The following is a 23,474-nucleotide window of genomic DNA, read 5'->3' on the forward strand; positions in this document are numbered from 1 at the left end:
ATCGAGAAGCCAATTAATTATATCGTTCCGTTCAGCTTTGTCGCTCGGTAACCAGATTAGTAGTTGTAAAATACAACCGACCTCACAAATTCTAAGGCTATATTTGTCCCCGCTAATATCCTTAAGTAAGCTTCGGCCCTTGAGTCATACACTATTTAACTAGGTCGAGTAAAACCATGTTTAAACCTGAATTATTATCTCCCGCTGGTACGCTTAAAAATATGCGTTACGCCTTTGCTTATGGTGCCGATGCTGTTTATGCAGGCCAACCTCGTTACAGTTTACGAGTCAGAAATAATGATTTCAAAATGGAGAACCTTGCTTCAGGTATTGAAGAAGCTCATGCCCTAGGGAAAAAATTGTATGTGGTGAGTAATATTGCGCCGCACAATGCCAAACTCAAAACCTATATTAAAGACATGGAACCTGTGATTGCAATGAAACCCGATGCGGTGATCATGTCAGATCCGGGGCTTATTATGATGGTACGCGAAGCGTTCCCTGAACAAGTAGTTCACTTATCAGTTCAAGCAAACGCCATTAACTGGGCGTCGGTCAAATTCTGGCAACAGCAAGGGATTAAGCGAGTCATATTATCGCGTGAATTGTCACTTGATGAAATTGAAGAAATTCGTCAGCGGTGTCCAGATATAGAATTAGAAGTGTTTGTTCATGGCGCATTGTGTATGGCATATTCAGGCCGTTGTTTATTGTCTGGTTATATGAATAAACGCGATCCTAATCAGGGAACCTGCACTAATGCATGTCGCTGGAAATATGATGTACACCAAGCACAACAAACTGAGAGCGGAGATATCATCCCTGTGGCCCCCACAGTTCAGTTTGAAACCCCAACCTTAGGTTCGGGTCAACCCAGTAATGAGATTGTTTTATTACAAGAAGCCGGTCGCCCTGGCGAATATATGCCAGCGTTTGAAGATGAACATGGCACTTACATTATGAACTCAAAAGATTTACGCGCTATTCAACATGTGGATCGTTTAACCAGAATGGGCATTGATTCATTAAAAATTGAAGGTCGTACCAAATCTTTTTATTATGTTGCGCGCACTGCCCAACTTTATCGTCAGGCCATTGAAGATGCTGCTGCGGGTAAAGACTTTGATCGCACTTTAATGAACAACCTTGAAGGCTTAGCGCATCGCGGCTATACCGAAGGTTTTTTACGTCGTCACGTTCATGATGAATATCAAAATTACCAATATGGTCATTCTGTAAGTGATAGTCAGCAATTTGCTGGTGAATTTACTGGCAAACGAAATCCACAAGGGTTAGCTGAAATAGACGTCAAAAATAAATTCTCTGTCGGCGACAGCGTTGAAATAATGACAACTGAAGGTAATTTTGTTATCACTATTGAAGCATTACTGAATCGCAAAGGTGAATCTATCGATTCCGCTTTAGGCTCAGGACATTTTGTGTTTCTCGCGCTGCCAGCAGATATTAACATCGACAAAGCCATGCTAATGCGTAATTTACCTGAGGGGATGGATACTCGAAACCCTCATCAATCTGTTTAACCTGAGGTTTTATGGCATTAATCATTGACGATAGCTGTATCAATTGTGATATGTGTGAACCTGAATGCCCTAATGAGGCCATCACTATGGGTGAAGAGGTATATGAAATTGATCCCGGATTGTGTACTGAATGTGTGGGCCATTACGACAAACCGACCTGTGTGTCAGTTTGCCCGATTGATTGCATCGATCCCGATCCAGAACATAAAGAGTCGCAAGACGAGCTGCTAATCAAATATGCTAGGCTCACGGGTAAGTCACCCAATTAACACTGACAACGCATGTTAATCATACAGTAGTCAGCATAAAGTGAATGAGCGCCGATTGGCGCTCATTCACTTTGAGTCATTTAGCGACATAAGTCATGCTCAAAAATCATTGCAATCATAAAGACTTACTCAGCTTCTGAGTAAATTGAAAAAGATGATAAATTTCATTTTGTTATCTTTATTTATGTGTTTATTTGCTCTGTTCTAAAATCATTACATTAAAATAGTATCAGACTAATTGAGCGAGCTTAATCTGTGGTACAACTTGCATTATCGGACATTTTTTCTATGTCATTTTGTGTGTTGAGTATGTTGCTATCTTCGGGTTGTAATTGAAGTGCTTTTTTGATCATCTCCATTGCCCTCTGTTTACAACCAGACACAGACAAACTGTAAGCGTAATTATTTAAATAAGCGCCCTGTTGCTCAGGCTGTTGCGCGCTATAATTTAATCCCTGTTGATACCAAAAAGTAGCCTTGGCGTTATCTATTGCTAAATAATAATTTCCAAGCAAAAAATAGCTTAGCCAATAGTCAGGCCATTGTCTGGTGGCATTTTCAAGCGCATTTATGCCGGCAGTACTTTCGCCAACACTGAGCAAATCTTGGGCGGCGCTGGCGTAAATAAACCGGTCGAAATGTGAACTCTTGATATCCGGCGGCACAACAGCCAATAACCAATATTGGCCTCGCAACCAGGTGCGTTCAAATACTTTAAGTTCCGCGATACGGTTTTTATGGCTGCCAGAATGGAGCACGATCTGCTGATTATCAAGGTCATAGCCTGTTACCACTGCGTAATGCCACATGGGATACCATGAGGTTGATAAATTTTGTAGCACTATGACCGGAATGTTTTCACTGACCAAAGACAGTAGTTGGGTCAAGTTGCCTGATTCAGCATAAGCAAGCAGCCCCTGTTGACGGGCTGCGGCCACCATTTCAATTTGCAAGCTGCCTTGTAAATCAGGAATAAACAGTGCTGGTGCTATTTGCTGAGGTGTTTTGGTTAACCCATAAAAATTGAACACTTCTGAGAGTGTTGTAGGACCACAGAAGTAATCCTCTTGAGGATAAAAAGGAACCCCAGTAATTTGATGTTTAAGGGAAATATCGGGCGGATTAGCTAATAGCATGGCAGTCTGGGGCGGAACCGATAGACAGCCACTGAGAAATAAACAAAAGCCAGTAATACCAACGGCTTTTGTAAACTTGCTTATATGACTCATACTTGAAAATACGATCTAGTTAATGGGCCTAATAAAGGAAAACACATCGGTAACGCCCACCAAATCGAGTACCACTAACACCACTAATACAGTGACTACAACTCCGACTACGCCACCAGCAGCCGCAGGCATATCATTCATTTGGGTGTTTAATTGGTTTAATTCCTGATCCGTCATGCTGGCGATCCGCATTTCTGCATCCTCCATACTAACGCCAAGTGCTACCAGTTTATTTTGAACGTCAACGTTACTGAGCATTGCAATGACTTGTTGTTTATTATAAATATTTTTCTGCTGAACGATAACCTGCTCTGAGGAAATAACCCCAGCGTAGGTGGTCGAAATACAAGTCAAATAAGCTAACATTACTGTGGCGACTGCAAGAACTTTTTTCATTGGATTTCCTTTGATTGAGCGAATGTAAATATCTTATTAACAGTAGAGTTAATGCTGTGTAATAACAAGGTATATCGAGATTATACCTACTTTGGTGACACTTAAATAATCACACTGCACCCGCTTTAGCAAAATTGTCACTAACTGCCGCAACTCTTTATCGATTGAGAGGGGGGTGTAATCCTCAGCTTTTTATCACGGCTACTGATTAATTAAGTCATACTGACGGGTTAACAAACCCCAACATGGTTTCCTATTTGCTCATTGATGGCATCGTCATAGTTCAGCTTATGACTCACTTAATGTTATCAGTCAGCTAATTTGACTGGCGTATGATGCCATATTTGCGCATTCTGGCGCGCAAGGTGCTAGGGTTAAGTCCAAGAAGTAGTGCTGCGCCTTTATGGCCTTCAATTCGCCAACCTGTCTGCTGCAATACTTTAGCGATATGTTCACATTCCAGCTCAACCAAGCCCTTTATCGAAGCATCATCTCTGGGCACTCGTTTTTCAAAACTATCAAAGCGATCTAAGATCTGCAGTGTATTTCCTTCGCTAAGGATAACGGCTCGTTCAATAGCACTCTCCAACTCTCGCACATTGCCAGGCCATTGATGCTGCAGTAAGGCTTGATGAGCTTCTTGGCTGATAGTGTCAATCAACTTACCTATTTTCTTGTTAAATTTAATCACAAAATGATTAACCAACAGCGGGATATCTTCTTTACGTTGTCTTAAAGGCGGCAAAGTGATTGGGAATACGTTCAAGCGGTAATAGAGATCTTCACGAAATTTGCCATTACGCACTTCCTCAATCAGGTTGCGATTAGTCGCGGCAATAATTCTCACATCCACCTTTATGGTACGCGGACTGCCTAGCCGTTCAAATTCTCCATCTTGAATAATTCTCAGTAGTTTAGCTTGCATCTCTAACGGCATTTCACCAATTTCATCTAAGAACAAGGTCCCACCATCAGCCAACTCAAAACGGCCTATCTGTTTGCTGTCTGAACCGGTGAAAGCTCCCCGCTCACGGCCAAACAATTCGCTCTCTATCAGACTCGCAGGTAAAGTGGTGCAGTCTACTGTGATCAACGGACGCGTTTTTCGCGAACTGCGGCTATGGATAGCACGGGCAACAACCCCTTTGCCAGTGCCAGTCTCACCGAGCAGCAATACTGTGGCATCCATTGGAGCAACTTGCTCAACGTTCTGAAAGACCTGCGACAGCAGTTTGCTATTACCGATTATTTCGTCAAAATTAAACTGCCGCGCAACTTCCTTTTGAAGATAAATATTTTCGGCCTGAAGCTTGTCCTTTAATTGCTTTATTTGTGTATAAGTCTCTCTCAGTGACGCTTCAGCCTTTTTACGTTCATCAATTTCCTGCCCGAGTAGCAGGTTAGTCTTGGTCAACTCTAGCGTACGCTTTTGTACAGTGTCTTCCAAAGAGAGGTTATTTTTTGCCAATTTTTTATACAGTAAACTCACTTCCAACATATTATGAATACGGGTTTTCACCTCGACCAAGTCAAAGGGCTTGCTAATAAAATCCTTGGCCCCCGCTTGTAATGCCTGCAGTTTATGATTGGGTTGGGCAGTGAGCACCAGCACTGGTAAATAATCCATGCTATGGTCTGCCTTAAGCGCAGCCATAACCTCGAATCCATCCATTTTTGGCATCTGTAAATCAAGCAAAATCACATCATAGCGATTAATCCGGTTGAGGTCGCAAACAACTAAAGGATCCATGCTTGTCGTTACCTGGGTATAACCGCTATCAAGTAATAATTGCTCCAACAGAAGCACATTAGGCTCTTGATCATCGACAATCAAAATCTTAGCGTTGAGTATATCGCTTGCAGTAATTTTCATTATTTTGCCTCATCATCAGCGATTACAGCAGACTTATTGGCATGCTCAAGCGCTATGTCGACAGTCTTCAGAAATTCATTGATCCGCAATGGTTTAGTTAGATAATGAAAGAAGCCGGCATCCAGACCTTTCTTAATGTCTCGGGGAATGGCATTTGCACTGAGAGCGACCACGGGTATAGACGCTGTTATCGGACTTTCCCTGAGAATTTTCAATGCAACTAAGCCGCTAATTCCCGGTAGATTAATGTCCATCAAAATAATATCCGGCTGATGGGTATGTGCCATTTCAATACCTTGAATCGCATCGGCAGCACTGAGAAAACGCAGATTAGGTCGACGAGAAATAATGTTCTCAACAAGCATCAAATTAGCCGGATTATCTTCAACATACAGTAAGGTTTGCAAATGCTCAGGGTCTTTATATTGTAGCGCTTTGGTGACCATTACTGCGGTGCTAGCAAGCTTAGATACCGGTTCGTCGGTTCGCTGTAGTTCAAACCAGAAGACACTCCCAACGCCAACGGTACTTTGCACGCCAATGCTCCCCCCCATCGATTCAACCAGACGCTTACTCACCACCAGGCCTATTCCTGTACCTTGTTGATTATTGGCTTCTTGACCGAGGCGGTTAAAAGGTTGAAAAAGTTGCCCGAGTTGCTCAGCTGATAATCCTTCACCTGTATCTCGAACACTGAACCGCACCATATCATCGCTGCTTTGACTGTGCTCCAATATCACGCTTCCACCCTTTCGGTTGTATTTAATTGCATTGGAAAGCAGATTAATAATCACCTGCTTTAGCCGGGTCCTATCGACGTGAAGAAAATCTTTGGTCGTAGATCGGTTAAAGATGACGTTGATGTCATGAATTTTAGCTTGTGGCTCACTCATCAACACACACTCTTGCATGACTTCGGACAGCGAAACCACTTCCACTGACATAGGCAGCTTGCCTGATTCGATTAGCGCTAGATCCAGAATTTCATTGATAAGCTCCAACAAATACCATCCGGCTTTGAGGATCTGAGTAATGCTGCGTTTCTGAGCGGGCAGTGGCGCGGGAGTACTTGATTCCATAAGCTGTGCAAAACCTAGAATAGCCCCCAGTGGGGTACGAAGTTCATGGCTCATACTGGAAAGAAAATCCGATTTGGCAAGATTGGCTTTCTCAGCCACAGCTTTAGCATTTTCCAGTTCGATGTTCTTTTCCAGCAGTTTTTGATTTAGGCGATTACGCTCAGTGACATCGCGGGCGCCATAAAAAATCCCCTGTAATTTATTGTCTCGGTGATAAAAGGTGGCCGCATTAATGGACACTACGGTTTCTTTGCCGTTTTTAGTGCGGGCGGTCAATTCATAATCTGAGATTATCTTTTCACTCAACACCCTTTTTATACCAGCCGCGGCAAACTCAGGATCGGTGAAGTAATCTTTGAATGGGGTGCCGATAAGGGAATCACGCTGGTTACCTGTAAGCTCTTCCATTTGTTTATTGACATCGGTAATGATGCCGGACGGATCAGTGGTCGTCAGCGCATCAATGTTGGATTCAATCAGGTTACGAGTATAGAAATGTTGATCTTGCAGGCGCCGACTAAGTTCTTTCTGTTCTTCTTCGATACGCTTACGCGCGGTATTATCGGTTCCTATTAACAAATAGCCTATGATAGCCTGGCGCTCATCACGCAATGCCGTGACGGACACTACTGCTGGGAAGCGGCTGCCATCTTTACGTATGTAAGTCAGCTCGTAGATATCCTCAATACCGCGCCGAGCCTTAAATACTAGCGCATCGAAACCAGGTGTAATTGCTGTGTCCAGTTCAATACTGAGCTCTTTAGCGCGCTCGATGACTTCTTTGGGGTCGGAAATATCTGCTGGGGTGATCTTGTTCATCACCTCGTCAGCGGTATAACCCAGCATTCGCTCGGCACCCACATTAAATATCTGAATAACACCATGAGCATCGGTAGCAATACTGGAAAAATTAGCACTGTTAAAAATGGCTTTCTGCAGTGCACCAGCTTTGAGCAAAGCTTCTTCTGCCTGCTTGCCAACACTGTTATCTGTGCCAATCAAAAGATAACCTATGATGATACCTTGGTCGTCGCGAAGTGCTGTAACCGATACAACAGCTGGAAAGCGACTACCATCCTTACGGATATAAGTTAATTGGTAAATGTCTTCAATACCGCGTGACGCCTTAAACACCAGCGCGTCGAAACCAGGTTCTATTGGCGTGCAGAGTTCTATAGAAAGCGCCTTGGCGCGGGCGATGATTTCCTGGGGATCGGATATCTCGGCAGGGGTAATGTTGTCCACTACTTCGATGGCTGAATAACCTAGCATCCGCTCGGCGCCAACATTAAAAATTTGGATAACCCCTTTAGCATCAGTAGCAATACAAGAGAAGTTAGCGCTATTAAAAATAGCTCGCTGCAAGGCACCCGCATTTAGCAATGCCTCTTCAGCATGTCTGCGTTCGCTGCTCTCTTCAATCACGGCTTCGAACAGATTGATACCCTCCCCTTTAATAAAGCTTGATAAGCTTGTAATCTCGTCAGCCTGGGCACGTTTTGTATCATCACCTTTCATTACTAACCTCTATAACCATCCAATGGTTTTGACGGGGTCGACATGTTGGCCCAGAGACAAAATCTGCCGCGTAGGTATCGTTATCTGGTATTTAAGACGGGAATATCGCTGCCGCCCTACTTGAGTATCGGTAGCGCTTGTCTTACAACCGCCACATATACCGCACCATAATACCGCCTATAACAGAAATACCCTCAACATATTACATTTCTTTCATATATTGAGGCCGTAGCAATATTGATAATTAAAAAAAATAAAATTAACTCATTGTTAATAATATACTAAATTAATTTTTTAACAAAAAACACTTTCGGTACGATATTTGCAATTTAGGTTATTAGTGTTCTCGAAATCTTACTCGGACCAGTACTCAGATTTTTCAATTCGTGGATATCGCATAACAAGAAAATCTCACTGAGTTATCAGCACTCATGGCTAACAAGAATCGCAGCCGTTTTTTGCTGATGTAGAAAAGGTAAATTAACGCAATTTAATAAAATCATTAGGAAGAAGAGAATGAATAGTTCCCTAAAAAAGACTTATCTCGTATTCACTATGCTATTAGGACTTATCCTTTTAGCTGGGTGTAATGGCGATAGCAGCAACGATAACAACAATAATGGGGTGTTACTTACAGCCATTGCTGTTACCCCTGCAGACTCAAGCATGCCATTGGGCTTGAAGCAACAGTTTACAGCCATAGGCACCTATTCAGATGGCACGTCGTCTGATATCACCAACTCGGTAACTTGGTCATCTGATGACTCAGCAGTTGCCACTATTAATACCAGTGGTATAGCCATGGGAGTTATCCCTGGTTCCTCTACTATCACAGCATCCATTATCGACTCATTATCAAACGAGCAATCCGCAACGGCCACGCTAACCATCACGGATGCGACCTTAACGGCTTTGGCTATCACACCAACTAACCCCAGCGTAGCTAAGGGGTTGAGCAAACAATTTGCTGTTACGGGTACTTATTCGGATGGTACTTCGCCAGATGTGACCACTTCAGTAACGTGGTCCTCGACGAATACGCTAGTTGCTACCATAAATGCTAGTGGCCTTGCTAGTGGCGTTGCTATTGGTTCTGCAGTTATTAGCGCATCTTTAGGATCTGATGAAATAACGACTGAGCTCAACATCACAGATGCTATTTTGAGCTCAATAGCGTTAACGCCCGTTGAACCAAGTATTGCCAAAGGCATGACCCAACAGTTTACTGCTATCGGTACTTATTCTGATGGTACATCAGTGGATATAAGTGCTTCAGCAAGCTGGTCATCTGCGGACACACTGGTTGCCACAATGAATACCGGTGGGGCTGCTAAAGGAGTGAGTATAGGTTCATCTGTTATTACGGCAGATTTTCAAGCTCAATCAGCAACCTCATTGCTGACAGTTACCGACGCCACTTTAACGTCAATCATGTTAACACCAGCCAACCCACATATACCTAAAGGTAATACACTGCAGTTGACTGCTACTGGTATTTACTCAGATGGTATCTCGGTTGATATGACCAGCTCAGCTATTTGGTCATCTTCAGACACCCTAATTGCCACTGTGAATGCCGATGGTATTGTCAGTGGTATTGCTTCGGGTTCTACAATTATTACCGCGACATCGGCTGCGCTGTCAGCCACCACTAACGTAACAATCACAGATACAAGTTTGACGTCAATTGCAGTAACACCAGGTAATCCCACTATAGCTAAAGATTCGAATAAACAGCTCACCGCTACCGGCACCTATTCAGATGGGTCGCTAGCAAATATTACGAACGCTGTAACTTGGACATCAGCAGATACCTTAGTGGCTACAGTAAATAATACTGGTCTTGCAAATGGAATTAACACTGGCTCATCACTTATCACCGCAAGCGCAGGAGGGGTCTCCGGTAGTACAAACATGACCATTACTAGCGCCGTATTAAGTTCAATTGTGGTATCGCCGACCAATCCAAGCCTTGTTAAAGGTATGAACAAGCAGTTTGCGGCAACTGGAACTTATTCTGATGGATCTGTAGCAGATATTTCTACCTCGGTTACTTGGTCATCTACAGATACCTTGGTTGCTACAATTGATGTCAATGGTCTTGCCAATGGCAAGGTGGCTGGCTCATCACTTATTACCGCAACTTCAGGAGCACAATCAGACAGTACTAATTTAACCGTTACCGATGCCACCTTGAATTCAATTGATATAACACCTGTTAATCCAAGTATTGTTAAGAACTCAAGCCAAAACTTTGTTGCTATTGGTCATTATTCAGACGGTAGTACAACAGATATCACATCGACGGTAATGTGGTCTTCAGCAGATACACAGGTTGCTACATTAAATCCCAATGAACAGCTAAATAGTGGGCGTGCGACAGCTATTGAAGTAGGCTCATCAGTGATTCAAGCAACACTAATTGGCGTATTTGCGGATACAACACTTAATGTTACTGCAGCTCTGCCCAATAACCCATTAGCACCTGAATTGGGTGAAGTGGCACGTTTTGTCATGCTTGCCTCACAAGCTATTACGACGACAAGTGGTTCTGCCATTGTCGATGGTGATTTAGGTATTCTTGACCAGGCACGTTCTTATTACGCAGGATTTACCGCAGGCGTTAATGCTGGCGAATTTGACGAATTAACCAATGGCTTGTCTTATGCTGGCGACGATAGCACACCACCTTATGTTGTACCGGTGCCTTATGCCTCTATGGTTGCATTTATTAACCAGTCCAGAACGGATCTTGGTATTGCCTTCAACTTCCTCGCGGCAGATCCAAACCCAAATGCGGCAACCCAGATTTGCCCTATTGAATTGGGCAATCTGACTCTGACTCGTGGTGTGTATAAAACCGCAGCCGATGTGACCCTGCAAACAGGTACTCTCACTCTTGATGGCGAAGGAGACCCTGACTCTGTGTTCATCTTCACCATAGGCGGAAACCTAACTTCTGGTGCTCCAGGTGGCGATATTGTGCTTATTAATGGCGCACAAGCAAAGAACGTCTATTGGAGAACCGCTGGAAAGACAGTTATCGGCACTAATACCAAATTCTCTGGCAATGTTTTCGCTTGGTCAGAAGTGAATGTATTGACTGGAGCAAGCGTTACAGGTCGATTGTTTGCGGTCACTGATCAGGTAACGCTAGACGCAAATGCCATAAGCAAAGCACCATAGTGCCACTCTCTACTGACATTCACATTAACACTTAGGACCAAAAGAGGGAGACAGACAGCTTGTTTCCCAATGACCTAAAAAACACCTCACTATTGTGTTTTTAGGTACTTATTAGTGAAAGGTTTTCGCTTATAAGCCATTTTACCGTTCACATGTTTGCTAACAATGCCCACCAATGTGTGGGCCAAACATAGCCCCTCCAAGCAGCAAAGACAAATCCATTTATCGGTTTAATAACCGACAATATGACGCAACATTCTTTGTAATGTGATCTTAAGTTTTTCAAGGATATAACAATGCATATACGAAAAAATAATTTTACCCCGCCAATATGGGCTGGCAGCATATTGTTGCTTACCTTAATCGCTGGTTGTAATAGTGACAATAATACTGACTCGGCCATTGTGCCGACTATTAATGCCAGTAACCCAAGTGATCTTGCTATCGATGTGGCGATCAATCAACAAATCACCGCAACCTTCGGCGAAGCGATGAACGAGCAGACGATTAACGATGTCAGCTTTACCTTAATGGCTCCGAATCAAGCCGCCGTGTTAGGCACAGTTTCTTATGATGAAACAAGTCATACTGCCGTATTTGCTCCAAACAGTGATTTTACCCATAACACTCTGTATCAAGCATCTATCACCACTGAAGTCACAAATACGGCAGGCATAGCGCTTGCCAGTGGTTTTAGTTGGTCATTTACGACCTCTGCATTACCCGATGTTATTGCCCCACAGGTTGTATCAAACTCCCCAGCCGATCTCGCACAGAGCTTTGCCTTAAATAGAAATGTGACAGCTGAGTTTAGTGAAGCACTTGCTCCTAATACGCTAAACGGTACTAGCTTTACCCTAAGTGACGGGACAAATCTTGTCGCTGGTGTGATTAGCGTTCAAGGCACAAGCGCAACGTTTAATCCAGACGATAATTTAGCGGCCAATACACTTTATACCGCAACTCTGACCACGGCTATTAGCGATTTAGCGATGCCGGCAAATTTATTGGCAGCTAATTTCAGCTGGAGCTTTACCACCAGTGATGTTGCCGCTATGGGGCCTGAACCAGTGAAGTTAAACACTTCGGGTGATTTTGCTATTCTGACTAAGACTGGAATCACCAATATTCCAGCGTCTGCTATTACAGGCAATATAGGTTCAAGCCCAATAACAGCTGCAGCGATGGATAACGTGTTTTGTGATGAAATCAGCGGGACTATTTATGGTGCTGATGCTGCTTATACGGGCAGCGGTGCAATTACTTGTTTTGCTGGCGCAGCAGAAGATAACACCCTAGTGGCCAACGCAGTACTTGATATGGGCACAGCCTATAACGATGCAGCTGGCAGAACCTTACCTGACTATACCGAACTAGGCGCTGGTGATATCAGTGGCATGACACTAGAGCCAGGTTTATATAAGTGGAGTTCAGGTGTGTTGATTTCGACTGACATTGCTGTTTCTGGCAGTGCCAACGACGTGTGGATTTTCCAAATAGCAGGTGACCTTACTCAAGCAGCAGCCAGTCGTATTAATTTACAAGGTGGCGCTCAGGCAAAAAATATCTTCTGGCAGGTTGGCGGAAGTGCGGGAGTCTCACTTGACACCACAGCGCATTTTGAAGGAGTTATTTTAGCTGAAAAAGGCATCAGCATAAACACAGATGCAACGATTAACGGCAGATTAATGTCACAAACAGCGGTCACTTTAGACCACAATATCGTGACTCAACCTACTGAATAACTGTCGTAATAGTCGAACACTAGCAATAGCCTAGCGCTCGCAATCCATGACGTCATGCGTCATAACATTAAAATCCGCTAAACCTGGTTTAGCGGATTTTTTATGTCATAAAGAGCTAAAAAGCATATAGGTGATGTGCGCAAGACTAATAGGATACAAGCTAGCGGGAACGGTTTATAGCACTGACTACCACGATAGAGAACTATACGCATGCTGCACTTATCCACGCCAGCTTGTAGGTTAATTCGCGCCATTAAGCGCATTACTTTAAACTAACGCCTATAGCGCGATAAGATCGATCACTGATTGAATCTACTGTACTCTACTCTACTCACGGTTAAATGATAACGTCAGGATTTGCGCTTGTATCTCATCTTGATTCGCTAATATTGAGCATCTAATCTTATGTTCCTAGCATCGGCAAAACGGCGCAAAATACGCCGTTTTTCATGGTCAAACAAGCAAAACTATTCACTGGGTCTTAACATGTGGAGCATTTTTGCCAGTTGCTCGATGCCGATCTGAGCGGGTTTGGGTAAGTTATCTAATTCAATAGATAACAATAGATTTTTAACTTGTAACCCTAACTCAGTATCCCCTTCTATACGTAATTTACGTTGAAAAAATAAGGTATCAGGATCTTCTATCCCCGCGGCCACTAATATCAATTCCGGCACATTGGCACTTAAAGTCACATCAGGCTGAGTAAACGATCGTACTTGTAATTGTTGAGCAATCCCCACCTCAAAACGTAAACCAATATCATCAACACAAATCCCCACCCACTTGTGTTTGAGAAAATCGAGTTCATCTGACTGCAATTGTTCAGCTAACACTCGATTAAGCAGTGTATTGATCGCGGCTATTTTTAATGTTTCTGGCATGACACTGAGCGAGCGGCGACTAATCTGAGGTGCAAAATGTAATACCTTTTGCGCTAAATGTTGCGATAATTGTTGTGATAATGCTTGAGCCATCGAGAGTACCTACTTGAAAATAGAGCCAATAATCAAGTGAGTTTACTGGTAATTTATCTAACGAAACCTGTTTTAAATCAAATCATGTTAACTCAATCACATTTACACTCCTGTTCTTTGAAAAAAATGAGAACACCAATATGGAACTCTTATGCCCCGCCGGTAATTTAGCGTCACTCAAAGCCGCGCTCAATGCCGGTGCTGATGCGGTTTACCTTGGACTAAAAGATGACACCAATGCGCGTTCGTTTGCAGGATTAAACTTTTCTGCCCCACAGCTAGCTCAAGCGACTCACTTAGCCCATAACCAAGGCCGAAAGGTGTTTTTAACCCTAAACACCTTCCCTAAACCCGGTGAGGAACATCGCTGGTATCAAGCAGTTGATTTAGCAGCACAATTAGAAATGGATGCGCTTATCGTTGCCGATTTATCATTACTCGATTATGCCCACCAGCATTATCCACACCTTCCGTTGCATTTATCGGTGCAAGCGAGTGCGACCAACCTCGGAGCGCTGTCATTTTACCAACAAGCTTTTAATATTGAACGGGCTGTATTACCACGAGTGCTGTCAATAAAGCAGGTTCGGGATTTAGCGAAAGTCAGCTCTGTTGATCTGGAAGTCTTTGCGTTTGGTAGTTTGTGCATCATGGCGGAAGGACGTTGTCATTTATCATCATATGTTACAGGTCAATCCCCGAATACCGGTGGCTCATGCTCTCCCGCGAATCATGTTCGCTGGCAAGACAGTGGCAGTGATAAATTAACCAGACTGAATAATGTGTTAATCGATAAAGCCGATGCGAGTCAACAACTGGGCTATCCCGTGGTCTGTAAGGGTCGATATGTTGCTGAATACGATCAAGATGCAAAATATTTACTCGAATCACCCACCAGCTTAAGCACCTTAAGCTTATTACCTGAACTCGCTAAAGCGGGCATCAAATCACTCAAAATTGAAGGACGTCAGCGCAGCCCTGCTTATGTAAGTCAAGTGACCCACGTTTGGCGCAGTGCTATCGACACTTATTTGGCCAATCCCGATTCTTTTTGCGAACAACCACAATGGACGCAAGCATTGGCTAAAGTATCCGAAGGACAAATCACCACATTGGGCGCTTATCAGCGTCAATGGCAATAAGGTTACAGAATGAAAATATCTCTTGCTCCAATTAGCTACTGCTGGTCAAAACCTGACGTTGAGCTTTTCTATCAACAAGTGGCATTAAGTCATATTGATACTGTTTACTTAGGTGAAACCGTGTGCAGTCGTCGCCGCGAACTCAAGTTTAACGACTATCTTGATCTGGCGAATATGCTTAAGTCTCATGGTAAACATGTGGTGTTATCGACCATGGCACTAATAGAAGCACAATCAGAGCTCAATGAATTAAAAAAAGCGATTGAGAATGGTGACTTTAGTATTGAAGCTAATGATATGGCGGCAGTACATTATGCACAGCAAGCCAAAGTTCCTTTTGTGTGCGGACCAATGATTAATAATTACAATCGGGCCAGTCTGGATTTACTGCATAAAAAAGGCATGTTCCGCTTTGTTATGCCATGTGAGTTATCTCAACAGTGGTTAAGTCGTATCATCAATCAAGGTGATAAACCCAAGTTTGAAATTGAAGTGCTCGGCCACGGCTATATGCCGCTAGCTCTTTCAGCGCGCTGCTTTACCGCTAAGCATTACCAATTACCGAAAGATAAATGCCAAACGATTTGCCAACGCCACAGCAAAGGTTTATTGGCTCAAACTCAAGAGTCGCAGCCCTTATTACGCTTAAATGGCATTCAAACTCAATCAGCGGCGCAAATAAATCTGATTAACCAAATTCCCCAGATGATCACCATGGGAGTGGACTATTGGCGGATTTCACCCAACAAATTAACCGATATTGACTTGGGTTCTGAGCTTGCCAGCGCACTACAACAGGTAACAAACGACCCATTTAATACTGAAGAACTATTCAATCAACAATTTAATCACAAGCAGCATACTGCAATCATTCATCATCATTGCAATGGTTACTGGTTCGGATTGCCGGGCATGGACTATCGCCAAGAGAACCAAGAAACTGTGTTTCCGTCATAAAAACTCAGCCGATTGCCATTGATGCAACCACTCATAACAATGATAATATTCATGTTCATTAATGGCATACAAGCGACTTAAAAACTCACACACTCAAAGCTGAAACACTCCAGAAACAAATCATTAACCAAATGATTATATTAGTTATTTATCATGTACAACATCATTCCCGTAAAGTAAATATCTACTCATATTTAACTAATATCTATTCGATTAAGTTATCATTTTACATACAGCAAAGAAGGGGGTAACCTTGCCTACCCAAAAAACACAACTGAATGGACATTCAATCTCTGTCCATAAGAAACAGTTGGATAGCCAAGCTGGCCAACTTACAGCAAATACGTAAGGTGTATTTAACGTGACACACAAAAAACATAACATTAAAACAATTCTTACCTTTATCATTCCGTCACTGATTGGTTTGTTACTGTTTATGACGCCTATCACTGTCAATGGTTCGATTACTATCCCAATTGCAATCATTTCAAAAGCATTGCAAAACCAAATGGGCAGTTCGATTCAGCTTATTGTGACCTGTATCGTTGTATTTATGGCAATAGCCTCATTGCTCACCCAGCTTATGAATCCTAAATTTGTGCGTAAAAATATTTTTTTACGCACCTTATTAAAAGTAAATTTATTTTGGTTAGCCGTGCGGATATTAGGTGCGGTCTTTATTGTCATGGTTTATTTGCAGATGGGACCTGATGCGATTACTTCATCGGCAACGGGTGGTTTAGTCTTAAATGATTTAGTGCCAGTACTATTTTCAGTGTTTATTTTTGCAGGCATGTTATTGCCGCTATTGCTCAATTTTGGTTTATTGGAGTTTTTTGGCACATTATTAACCAAAGTGATGCGTCCAATATTCAATTTACCCGGACGCAGTGCGATTGACTGTATGGCATCTTGGTTAGGTGACGGCAGTGTGGGCATTTTAATGACCACCAAACAATACGAAACCCGTTTCTACACGGCACGAGAAGCAGCCGTTATTGGTACCACTTTTTCAGCTGTATCGATAACTTTCAGTCTAGTGGTTATATCGCAAGTAAAACTTGAGCACTTGTTTGTACCATTCTATCTCACTGTGTGTTTGGCAGGATTTGTCGCCGCTATCATAGTGCCGAAATTACCGCCGTTATCATGGAAAAAAGATCTGTATATCGACGACACCCCACGCCATGAAGATGATGAAACAATTCCTGCTAGTCACGGTGTCTTTTCGTGGGGATTTGAACAAGCAATGCAACGAGCATCCTCTGCTGGTGGCATTAAACATGTCCTAACAGAAGGGATGAAAAACGTTGTTGATATGATTTTTGGAGTAATTCCAGTCGTTATGGCTATTGGTACCGTAGCGTTAGTGCTCGCTGAACATACACCAATTTTTAACTACTTAGGTATGCCATTTATTCCACTGTTAGAGCTACTGCATATTCCTGAAGCCACTGAAGCCTCAAAAACAATTGTGGTGGGATTTGCCGATATGTTTATTCCATCTATATTGGCCAGCTCTATTGAGTCTGACTTAACCCGTTTTGTCATTGCGGCATTATCTGTCACTCAGCTTATTTATATGAGTGAAGTGGGTGCTCTTTTGATTGGTAGTAAAATTCCGGTGAACTTTTTTGAGTTGTTCGTTATCTTTATCCTACGGACATTAGTAACGCTTCCTATTATTGCATTAATGGGCCATTTACTGATTTAGTAGGCGCAACTAAACATAACATCTTAATATCAACTCAGGAGCGCATTGCGCTCCTTTTTTATACAAAATATTCTCTGCGTAACCGAGATAAATCGAGTATGCTTAACAAATAAGCATTGGCTATGTACCATAGCCATATTGATGACTAAGGGTGAACCATGGACAACAGACGTAAATTTTCTCGTATTTTATTTGCAGCCAGTGCGCATCTTGCGCAAACAGAACAAACTTGGCGCACTAAAATTTTAGATTTAAGTCTCAATGGCGCTCTAGTAGAACTGCCAGCAGGTTATACTGGTCAGCTACATACCATTTTAACCTTAGCGTTTGTGTTAGCCGATTCTGATATTGAACTGCACATGGAGGCGGAAATTGTTCATAAGACCCCAGAACATCTTGGCTTAAAATGCACTCATATTGATGTTGACAGCATTACTCATCTGCGCCGTATTATCGAACTCAATATGGGCGATGCAGAATTATTAGATCGTGAGCTTACCTCGTTAATCACACCAGTTCCTTAAGCTTGCAGATAAACCATGAGATGTAAAAAAGGTAAGCCAATGACTTACCTTTTTTATACCAATAGCCCGCTGTATCACTCGAAAATTAATTAATCAGCTCAAGTAACTCGTGGATAGTTTTAACTGGGATGATTTTTGCGCCGAGCCCTTCCATGGTTTTATGATAATTACGAAATGGAATAAAAATCTCCGTAAAACCATGCTGCGCTGCTTCTCTCACTCTGGGCACTCCGCTATCAATTGGGCGCACATCACCATTCAAGCTCAACTCACCCATAATACAAGTGGTTCTTGGCACCACAAAGTCATTTAAACTGCTCAATAATGCTGTCACTAGCGCTAAATCGATACAGGTTTCTGACTCATCAATTTTTAACCCACCAACGATATTAAAAAATGTGTCGTGGAATATTTTGGTTTTAGTATGTTTACGCAAAATACCGGTTAACATTTTAATCCGATTCATGTTTAACCCCACACATACACGCTGGGGAAATTCTGATTCAGTTTCAGTTGTTAAGCATTGGATTTCTAATAGTAAATTACGGTTACCTTTACGAATACAGGTAATAGTCGAGCCAGGTGACTCTGTAGTAGAACCCGATAAGAATATCTCACTGGGATTATCTACGCTCACCATACCGCGTTCGCTCATGCGGAATATGCCCACGGTATCAACATCACCAAAACGGTTTTTATTGGCGCGCAAAGTGCGAATTTGACCATCATTAGTGTCGATATGTAACAGTGAATCCACGATATGCACTAAGGTTTGCGGTCCAGCAATTTCGTTATTTTTATTCACATGAGCAATAATGAACATGGTGACATTATTTTTTTTACAATATTGCGTAAATGCCTGCGCCGCCGTTTTAACTTGTGAAGGCGATCCAGGGCTGCCATTGGCGGCATCAGTGACGACCGCTTGAATAGAGTCAATCACCGCAAACTTGATTTGCTTGGCTTCTAATTCCTCAATAATAGCTTCTACACTGGTTTCAGACAGCAAAAACAAGTTATCTTCGTTGTAATGAAGCTTTAAACGATTAACTCGGTTTTTAAACTGCGATAATGACTCTTCTGCAGTACAGTATAATGATGCCATCGACTGTGACATTCGGGCCACTAGATCAGATAACAAGGTCGTTTTACCTGCGCCAGGATCACCGGAAATAATATTCACCGAGCCCGTGGTCAAACCACCGCTAAGCACTCGGTCTAATTCACCGATCTCAGTAAGTCTTTTTTCAGCATCCTGTGACTCAACTTCACTGAGTTTTTTTGAACCACCACCAGCAGCACCGGCGTATCCCAATACCGAAGTACGAGAAGTAGTGCTTTTTGTGGCAGATAATTTCATTTCCACTAAAGAGTTCCACGCACCACAACGACACTGTCCCTGCCAACGAGGATAATCTAGGCCGCAATCGTCACAAACAAATGCCATTTTTGGAGCTTTTGCCATGTTAATTCCCATGTTGCAAATCAATTAATACAATAAGATTGATACTATTAGGTCTGAGGACCAATCGATAATCACTGTGAACATATCATTCTCTATTAGTCATACCAGCTGCTCATCAATACAACTATAACGGCTTAAACCACTCATAAGACAATAATAACAATCAGCTTTACAGAGTTCTTTACGATTAACACCTTGCCCACACGCCATGTACACAAACGCTAAGCCATTATGAATAAGCTTCAAGCAACACCACGATACCGTTAAGACACTATGTTCATCTGAACGGTAAAATAATTAGCCCTAAAATCATTTCAGCATAACTCTCGAACAAGGTTCAAATCTATATTACTATAAAGATCAGCACTTTCTTGCCGATAAAATTATTAGCCAGACTCACAATAAACAATTAAAACGACAAAATAATGAGTTTAGATAACCACAGTGCATTAATCGAACAACTAAAACCTCTGTTCATGGAACCTGATTTTCAGGACGTTTTTGAGCAGTTAACTGCTGACGAATCAAATTCCACCCGTTTTCTTCTGAAAATGGAGCTCAACCGTATCTCATCATTGTGTAACAGAATTATAGATTTACGAGATAAAACAGAACTCCCTTGCAAAGAAGTCGTTATCGCTAATCAAAAGCACTTCCTTGACCAACCCGCTAAGGAGGCTTTAGAGCAAGCACTGCCTTTATACCGCAATCAATATACTCTAGGGGTATACGAACAGGTTATTAAAGCCCATAAGCTGCGACGCATAAAATTAAGAGAAAATATTCCTGCTGAGGCTATTGGCGAAGACAATCCATTTTTAATCCCTGGGGTCGTACTCGGAAGTTACTTTAATCGCTGCGAAGAACGAATGAATTATAGCATTCGAATTCTGGTTTCTCAGCAAGGAATACCCGAAGTTAATGGTATGACACTAGATTTATCTGTGGGCGGTGCGCGGATTAAGTTGCCATTAAAACACCAACTGGATCAAGACAAACCAGTTAAAATTAAACTGCTTGAAGTCAGTGATGAGTTTTATGTAGAAGAGCTACAGCATGGCATTGAATATCAAATAGTTGATGTTCAAAATAAAGACAATACAGCGATTTTTAGACTGAAAAGACTTGGTGGTGGAGAAGCATTAGATAACTTGCTATCACAGCTGATCCGCAGCTATAAATTCCGCTATAAAGTGGATGTCAACGATGTCATTGTTACGGCTACGGGTTTAGGTTATGAGCGTCATTACTTACCATTACTAACCCATTTACCATTATATATCTCCATTGTTGACGGAAAACCACTGATAGCATATGAATTGCTCGGCAGAGGTAATCAACCGATCCAACATTATTTTCTAGATGAAAATCAAATTAGCCAGCTACCGAGTTTCATTAATACTCGCCGCTTGACCCAATTAATTAAACATCCAGACAATAATGAACATTGTTACTTATTCAGTTTTACTCATAGCGCCCATGGGAAAGTGCATTTTTACTCTGCTACATTAGCAGAGCTCAGAGCAACTAAAAATCTTAATCTATTTTTAGGTTTTGCCTCTACCAAAGCGAGCTGGCGAGTGTTTAGAATTGTCATGCAGCCTATCGATCATAGTAAGAATTATAAAAACTCTACATTACCGGGTGATGATGCTCGATATGGCGAACTTACCGAACAACAATTAGCTCAATTTAGCCATACGTTACAATTAATTGACTTAACAAATAAAGAAGCAAATGAAGACTATCAAAGTTGGTTTGATAAATCCGATGTAAATGGTTTAAAGATATTTTCGCAAGCAAAAACAAAACAACACAGCATTAAAAAAGTATCAATGCCATTTAGTGAACGACGGCATGAAGCTCGGTTCGCCTTTAAAACCTCAATCACAATTCAGCAAGGCGATAAAAAAGCCACCGGTATTACTCACGATATTTCGAGTCGAGGTTTACAACTCACATTTGAAACTTCGACGGATTTTAATGAACCTGGTGCGGTAACATTATCGTTTCCACGTCTACAAGCGGCAGCAGGCAAAGCCAATTTAACCCATTTACCTTATCAGTTAATCCGCAGCAGAATGGGTGGAAAGACTTTGCATTTAAGCGCTTTAATAGGCCATACACCCCATGATGGCGTGGAGTTTTTAAGTAAATTAATTGCCCACAACAAACAGAAGTTTGAGCAACTATCCGATCATGAAGGTCAGCAAAAAGAGCTGGCTGATGGCATGAAAAACCTGTTCATGCGCCAGTTACCCGGTGTACCATATTTTATCGAAAAAACAGTAAAATCAGCACAAATGGCTTACATAGGTATTGGTACAACGACGGATGAAATTAGCCACTTATTTGCCCAAGATAGTGACAAAGTACTGCAGTACAATTTAATGCCGCTGCTGGAAAATAACCTACTGAAACAAAAGATTATTGACCCTATCAAATTAATGAAACCGAATCAGGATATGGTTTTCTTTGAAGTGTTTATGCAACTGACTCGCCACGCTAGAGGAACAGTACAGATCCAATGTAAACTTAAATCTGAAATCGGTGATCGTGAGCAGCAAATTCATTTTATCACCCAAAGTAAAAAAGCTGGGCGCTTTGTGGCATTAAGAGTGTACTTAGGGGCAACAGATAAGCCTGATATGAGCTATATTCGACGCGAGCTAGAGTTTATCCACATTCATGCTAACCACAGAGCAAAGCACCTAGAAGAGCAATTATGGAGAGTGATTGGTTCAGGTGAACTATTAGATATTACTGCTGAAGTTGAACTCCGTTTTCCTAGCTTAATGCCTGCAGCCTAGGTAATACTCAAGCAAGGATAAAATAACCGCTAGCGTTACAGTGTCAAATACCACTGCTTAATTTGCACAAAGTGATCTTGCTCTGCATGTCGATCCGTCAACATTCCTGCATGATCATAATCCAATAAATTACCCTTTTCTTTGGCGAGCAAGGTGTACTTTATCTGGCTAAAACCACATTCATCAATCATATCTCGTACATCTGACGGATTGCCTAATACACGATCATTTTTCCCCGCAATAAACCACGCTGGTGGCCAAACGGCTTTTTCAGCAGCTTGAGCATAATGAAAACTATCATCATGATCAATCCACTCTCCCCTAACCCAATCGATGGTTTGTAATAAGGACGCACTGCTCTCGTTATCCATACCAACGCGGAGTCGACTGGCATTAAAATATCCCTGCTTAGCTATGCATAATGGCGCAAAGCGATTCCAAAAAAAATCGACCATCAACCATTTCTTAAGTGATTTCACCTTGATGGTCCGTTTAGACCCAAAGGTTAGTAACGAAGCTACACTTGATTGCAAATGAGTATACCGAGCCAAACTGCTGGCCATTAATACTCCCCCCCATGAATGAGCACACCAATGAACTTTATTAACTAAAGGATGACGTTGCAGAATAAATTGTTGCACTAAAGGTAATTGCTCACGGATAACCTCACCTTGGCCCAAGGTGAAATCACGATTAATTCTAGGCTCACTCAAGCCTCGACCCGCGGTATCCATTACATAAACATCAAAGCCAGCAGCTGCCAAAAAACAGCCTAACCCACGACCTTTTTCACTGTAAAATACTTTCCCGTTAGACATAGCCCCATGCAACATCAAGATAGGGATACCTAATGCCGTCGGCGACGGAGGGCGAATATGACGCAAATGCAATTGGCCATCACGATATGGAATGAATAATGAGTCTTGGAGGATATCTATTGTCAAAATAAGCAGTTATGTTAGTAATATTGATTATAAAACTAACATTACTGCAGTGAAACACAACTAGAATAGAGTAATAATTCTATATTTAGTCGGTAAGCGCCAATC

At 42.2% G+C, this 23,474-nt stretch carries 16 protein-coding genes; 9 read left to right on the plus strand and 7 right to left on the minus strand.

Annotation, left to right across the window (positions count from 1 at the left end):
- The first annotated feature begins 176 nt into the window (after nucleotides 1-176).
- Nucleotides 177-1,541, plus strand: coding sequence for a tRNA 5-hydroxyuridine modification protein YegQ (gene yegQ, locus H5164_RS03955; protein ID WP_124017608.1), 1,365 nt, complete (start codon nucleotides 177-179; stop codon nucleotides 1,539-1,541).
- An 11-nt stretch (nucleotides 1,542-1,552) separates the two neighbouring features.
- Complete coding sequence (locus H5164_RS03960; protein ID WP_124017609.1) at nucleotides 1,553-1,810, plus strand: YfhL family 4Fe-4S dicluster ferredoxin; 258 nt, start codon at nucleotides 1,553-1,555, stop codon at nucleotides 1,808-1,810.
- Nucleotides 1,811-2,058: 248 nt separating this feature from the next.
- On the opposite strand, the gene H5164_RS03965 is transcribed toward H5164_RS03960, so the two are convergent.
- From H5164_RS03965 to H5164_RS03980, 4 genes are all read right to left on the minus strand, one after another.
- The gene (locus H5164_RS03965) at nucleotides 2,059-3,039 is read right to left on the minus strand and encodes a PA2778 family cysteine peptidase (RefSeq protein ID WP_182754875.1); all 981 of its coding nucleotides are present in this window, start codon (nucleotides 3,037-3,039) and stop codon (nucleotides 2,059-2,061) included.
- A 15-nt stretch (nucleotides 3,040-3,054) separates the two neighbouring features.
- Nucleotides 3,055-3,435, minus strand: coding sequence for a PA2779 family protein (locus H5164_RS03970; RefSeq protein WP_124017611.1), 381 nt, complete (start codon nucleotides 3,433-3,435; stop codon nucleotides 3,055-3,057).
- Nucleotides 3,436-3,751: 316 nt separating this feature from the next.
- Nucleotides 3,752-5,308, minus strand: coding sequence for a sigma-54 dependent transcriptional regulator (locus H5164_RS03975; RefSeq protein WP_182754877.1), 1,557 nt, complete (start codon nucleotides 5,306-5,308; stop codon nucleotides 3,752-3,754).
- Nucleotides 5,308-7,905 (minus strand): PAS domain S-box protein, encoded by a 2,598-nt coding sequence (locus H5164_RS03980; protein ID WP_182754879.1) that lies wholly within the window; start codon nucleotides 7,903-7,905, stop codon nucleotides 5,308-5,310. The genes H5164_RS03975 and H5164_RS03980 overlap by 1 nt, the downstream gene beginning before the upstream one ends.
- Nucleotides 7,906-8,421: 516 nt before the next feature.
- Here H5164_RS03980 and H5164_RS03985 point away from each other — a divergent pair.
- Together H5164_RS03985 and H5164_RS03990 are read left to right on the plus strand one after the other, a co-directional pair.
- Nucleotides 8,422-11,091 (plus strand): Ig-like domain-containing protein, encoded by a 2,670-nt coding sequence (locus tag H5164_RS03985; RefSeq protein ID WP_182754881.1) that lies wholly within the window; start codon nucleotides 8,422-8,424, stop codon nucleotides 11,089-11,091.
- 296 nt (nucleotides 11,092-11,387) lie between these two features.
- A complete protein-coding gene (locus H5164_RS03990) occupies nucleotides 11,388-12,836 on the plus strand; it encodes an ice-binding family protein (RefSeq protein WP_182754883.1) in 1,449 nt (482 codons plus the stop codon).
- Between the two features lie 467 nt (nucleotides 12,837-13,303).
- Here the strand turns inward: H5164_RS03990 and H5164_RS03995 are convergent, their stop codons facing one another.
- Entirely contained in the window at nucleotides 13,304-13,813 is a 510-nt protein-coding gene (locus tag H5164_RS03995) for an SCP2 domain-containing protein (RefSeq protein ID WP_182754885.1), read from the minus strand.
- 140 nt (nucleotides 13,814-13,953) lie between these two features.
- On the opposite strand from H5164_RS03995, the gene H5164_RS04000 reads away from it, so the two are divergent.
- From H5164_RS04000 to H5164_RS04015, 4 genes are all read left to right on the plus strand, one after another.
- The gene (locus H5164_RS04000) at nucleotides 13,954-14,955 is read left to right on the plus strand and encodes a peptidase U32 family protein (RefSeq protein ID WP_124017613.1); all 1,002 of its coding nucleotides are present in this window, start codon (nucleotides 13,954-13,956) and stop codon (nucleotides 14,953-14,955) included.
- Nucleotides 14,956-14,964: 9 nt separating this feature from the next.
- On the plus strand, nucleotides 14,965-15,912 hold the full coding sequence (locus H5164_RS04005) for a U32 family peptidase (protein ID WP_182754887.1): 948 nt from the start codon (nucleotides 14,965-14,967) through the stop codon (nucleotides 15,910-15,912).
- 436 nt (nucleotides 15,913-16,348) lie between these two features.
- On the plus strand, nucleotides 16,349-17,626 hold the full coding sequence (locus H5164_RS04010; protein WP_259396747.1) for a YjiH family protein: 1,278 nt from the start codon (nucleotides 16,349-16,351) through the stop codon (nucleotides 17,624-17,626).
- 158 nt (nucleotides 17,627-17,784) lie between these two features.
- Nucleotides 17,785-18,150, plus strand: coding sequence for a PilZ domain-containing protein (locus H5164_RS04015; protein WP_124017616.1), 366 nt, complete (start codon nucleotides 17,785-17,787; stop codon nucleotides 18,148-18,150).
- A gap of 85 nt (nucleotides 18,151-18,235) precedes the next feature.
- Here H5164_RS04015 and radA read toward each other — a convergent pair whose 3' ends face one another.
- Nucleotides 18,236-19,615, minus strand: coding sequence for a DNA repair protein RadA (gene radA / locus H5164_RS04020; RefSeq protein ID WP_182697871.1), 1,380 nt, complete (start codon nucleotides 19,613-19,615; stop codon nucleotides 18,236-18,238).
- A gap of 425 nt (nucleotides 19,616-20,040) precedes the next feature.
- On the opposite strand from radA, the gene H5164_RS04025 reads away from it, so the two are divergent.
- On the plus strand, nucleotides 20,041-22,425 hold the full coding sequence (locus H5164_RS04025) for a PilZ domain-containing protein (RefSeq protein WP_182754891.1): 2,385 nt from the start codon (nucleotides 20,041-20,043) through the stop codon (nucleotides 22,423-22,425).
- A gap of 35 nt (nucleotides 22,426-22,460) precedes the next feature.
- Here the strand turns inward: H5164_RS04025 and H5164_RS04030 are convergent, their stop codons facing one another.
- The gene (locus H5164_RS04030; protein ID WP_182697869.1) at nucleotides 22,461-23,369 is read right to left on the minus strand and encodes an alpha/beta hydrolase; all 909 of its coding nucleotides are present in this window, start codon (nucleotides 23,367-23,369) and stop codon (nucleotides 22,461-22,463) included.
- Nucleotides 23,370-23,474 lie beyond the last annotated feature (105 nt).

The organism is Shewanella sp. SG41-3, assembly GCF_014164545.1.
Lineage (GTDB): Bacteria > Pseudomonadota > Gammaproteobacteria > Enterobacterales > Shewanellaceae > Shewanella > Shewanella vesiculosa.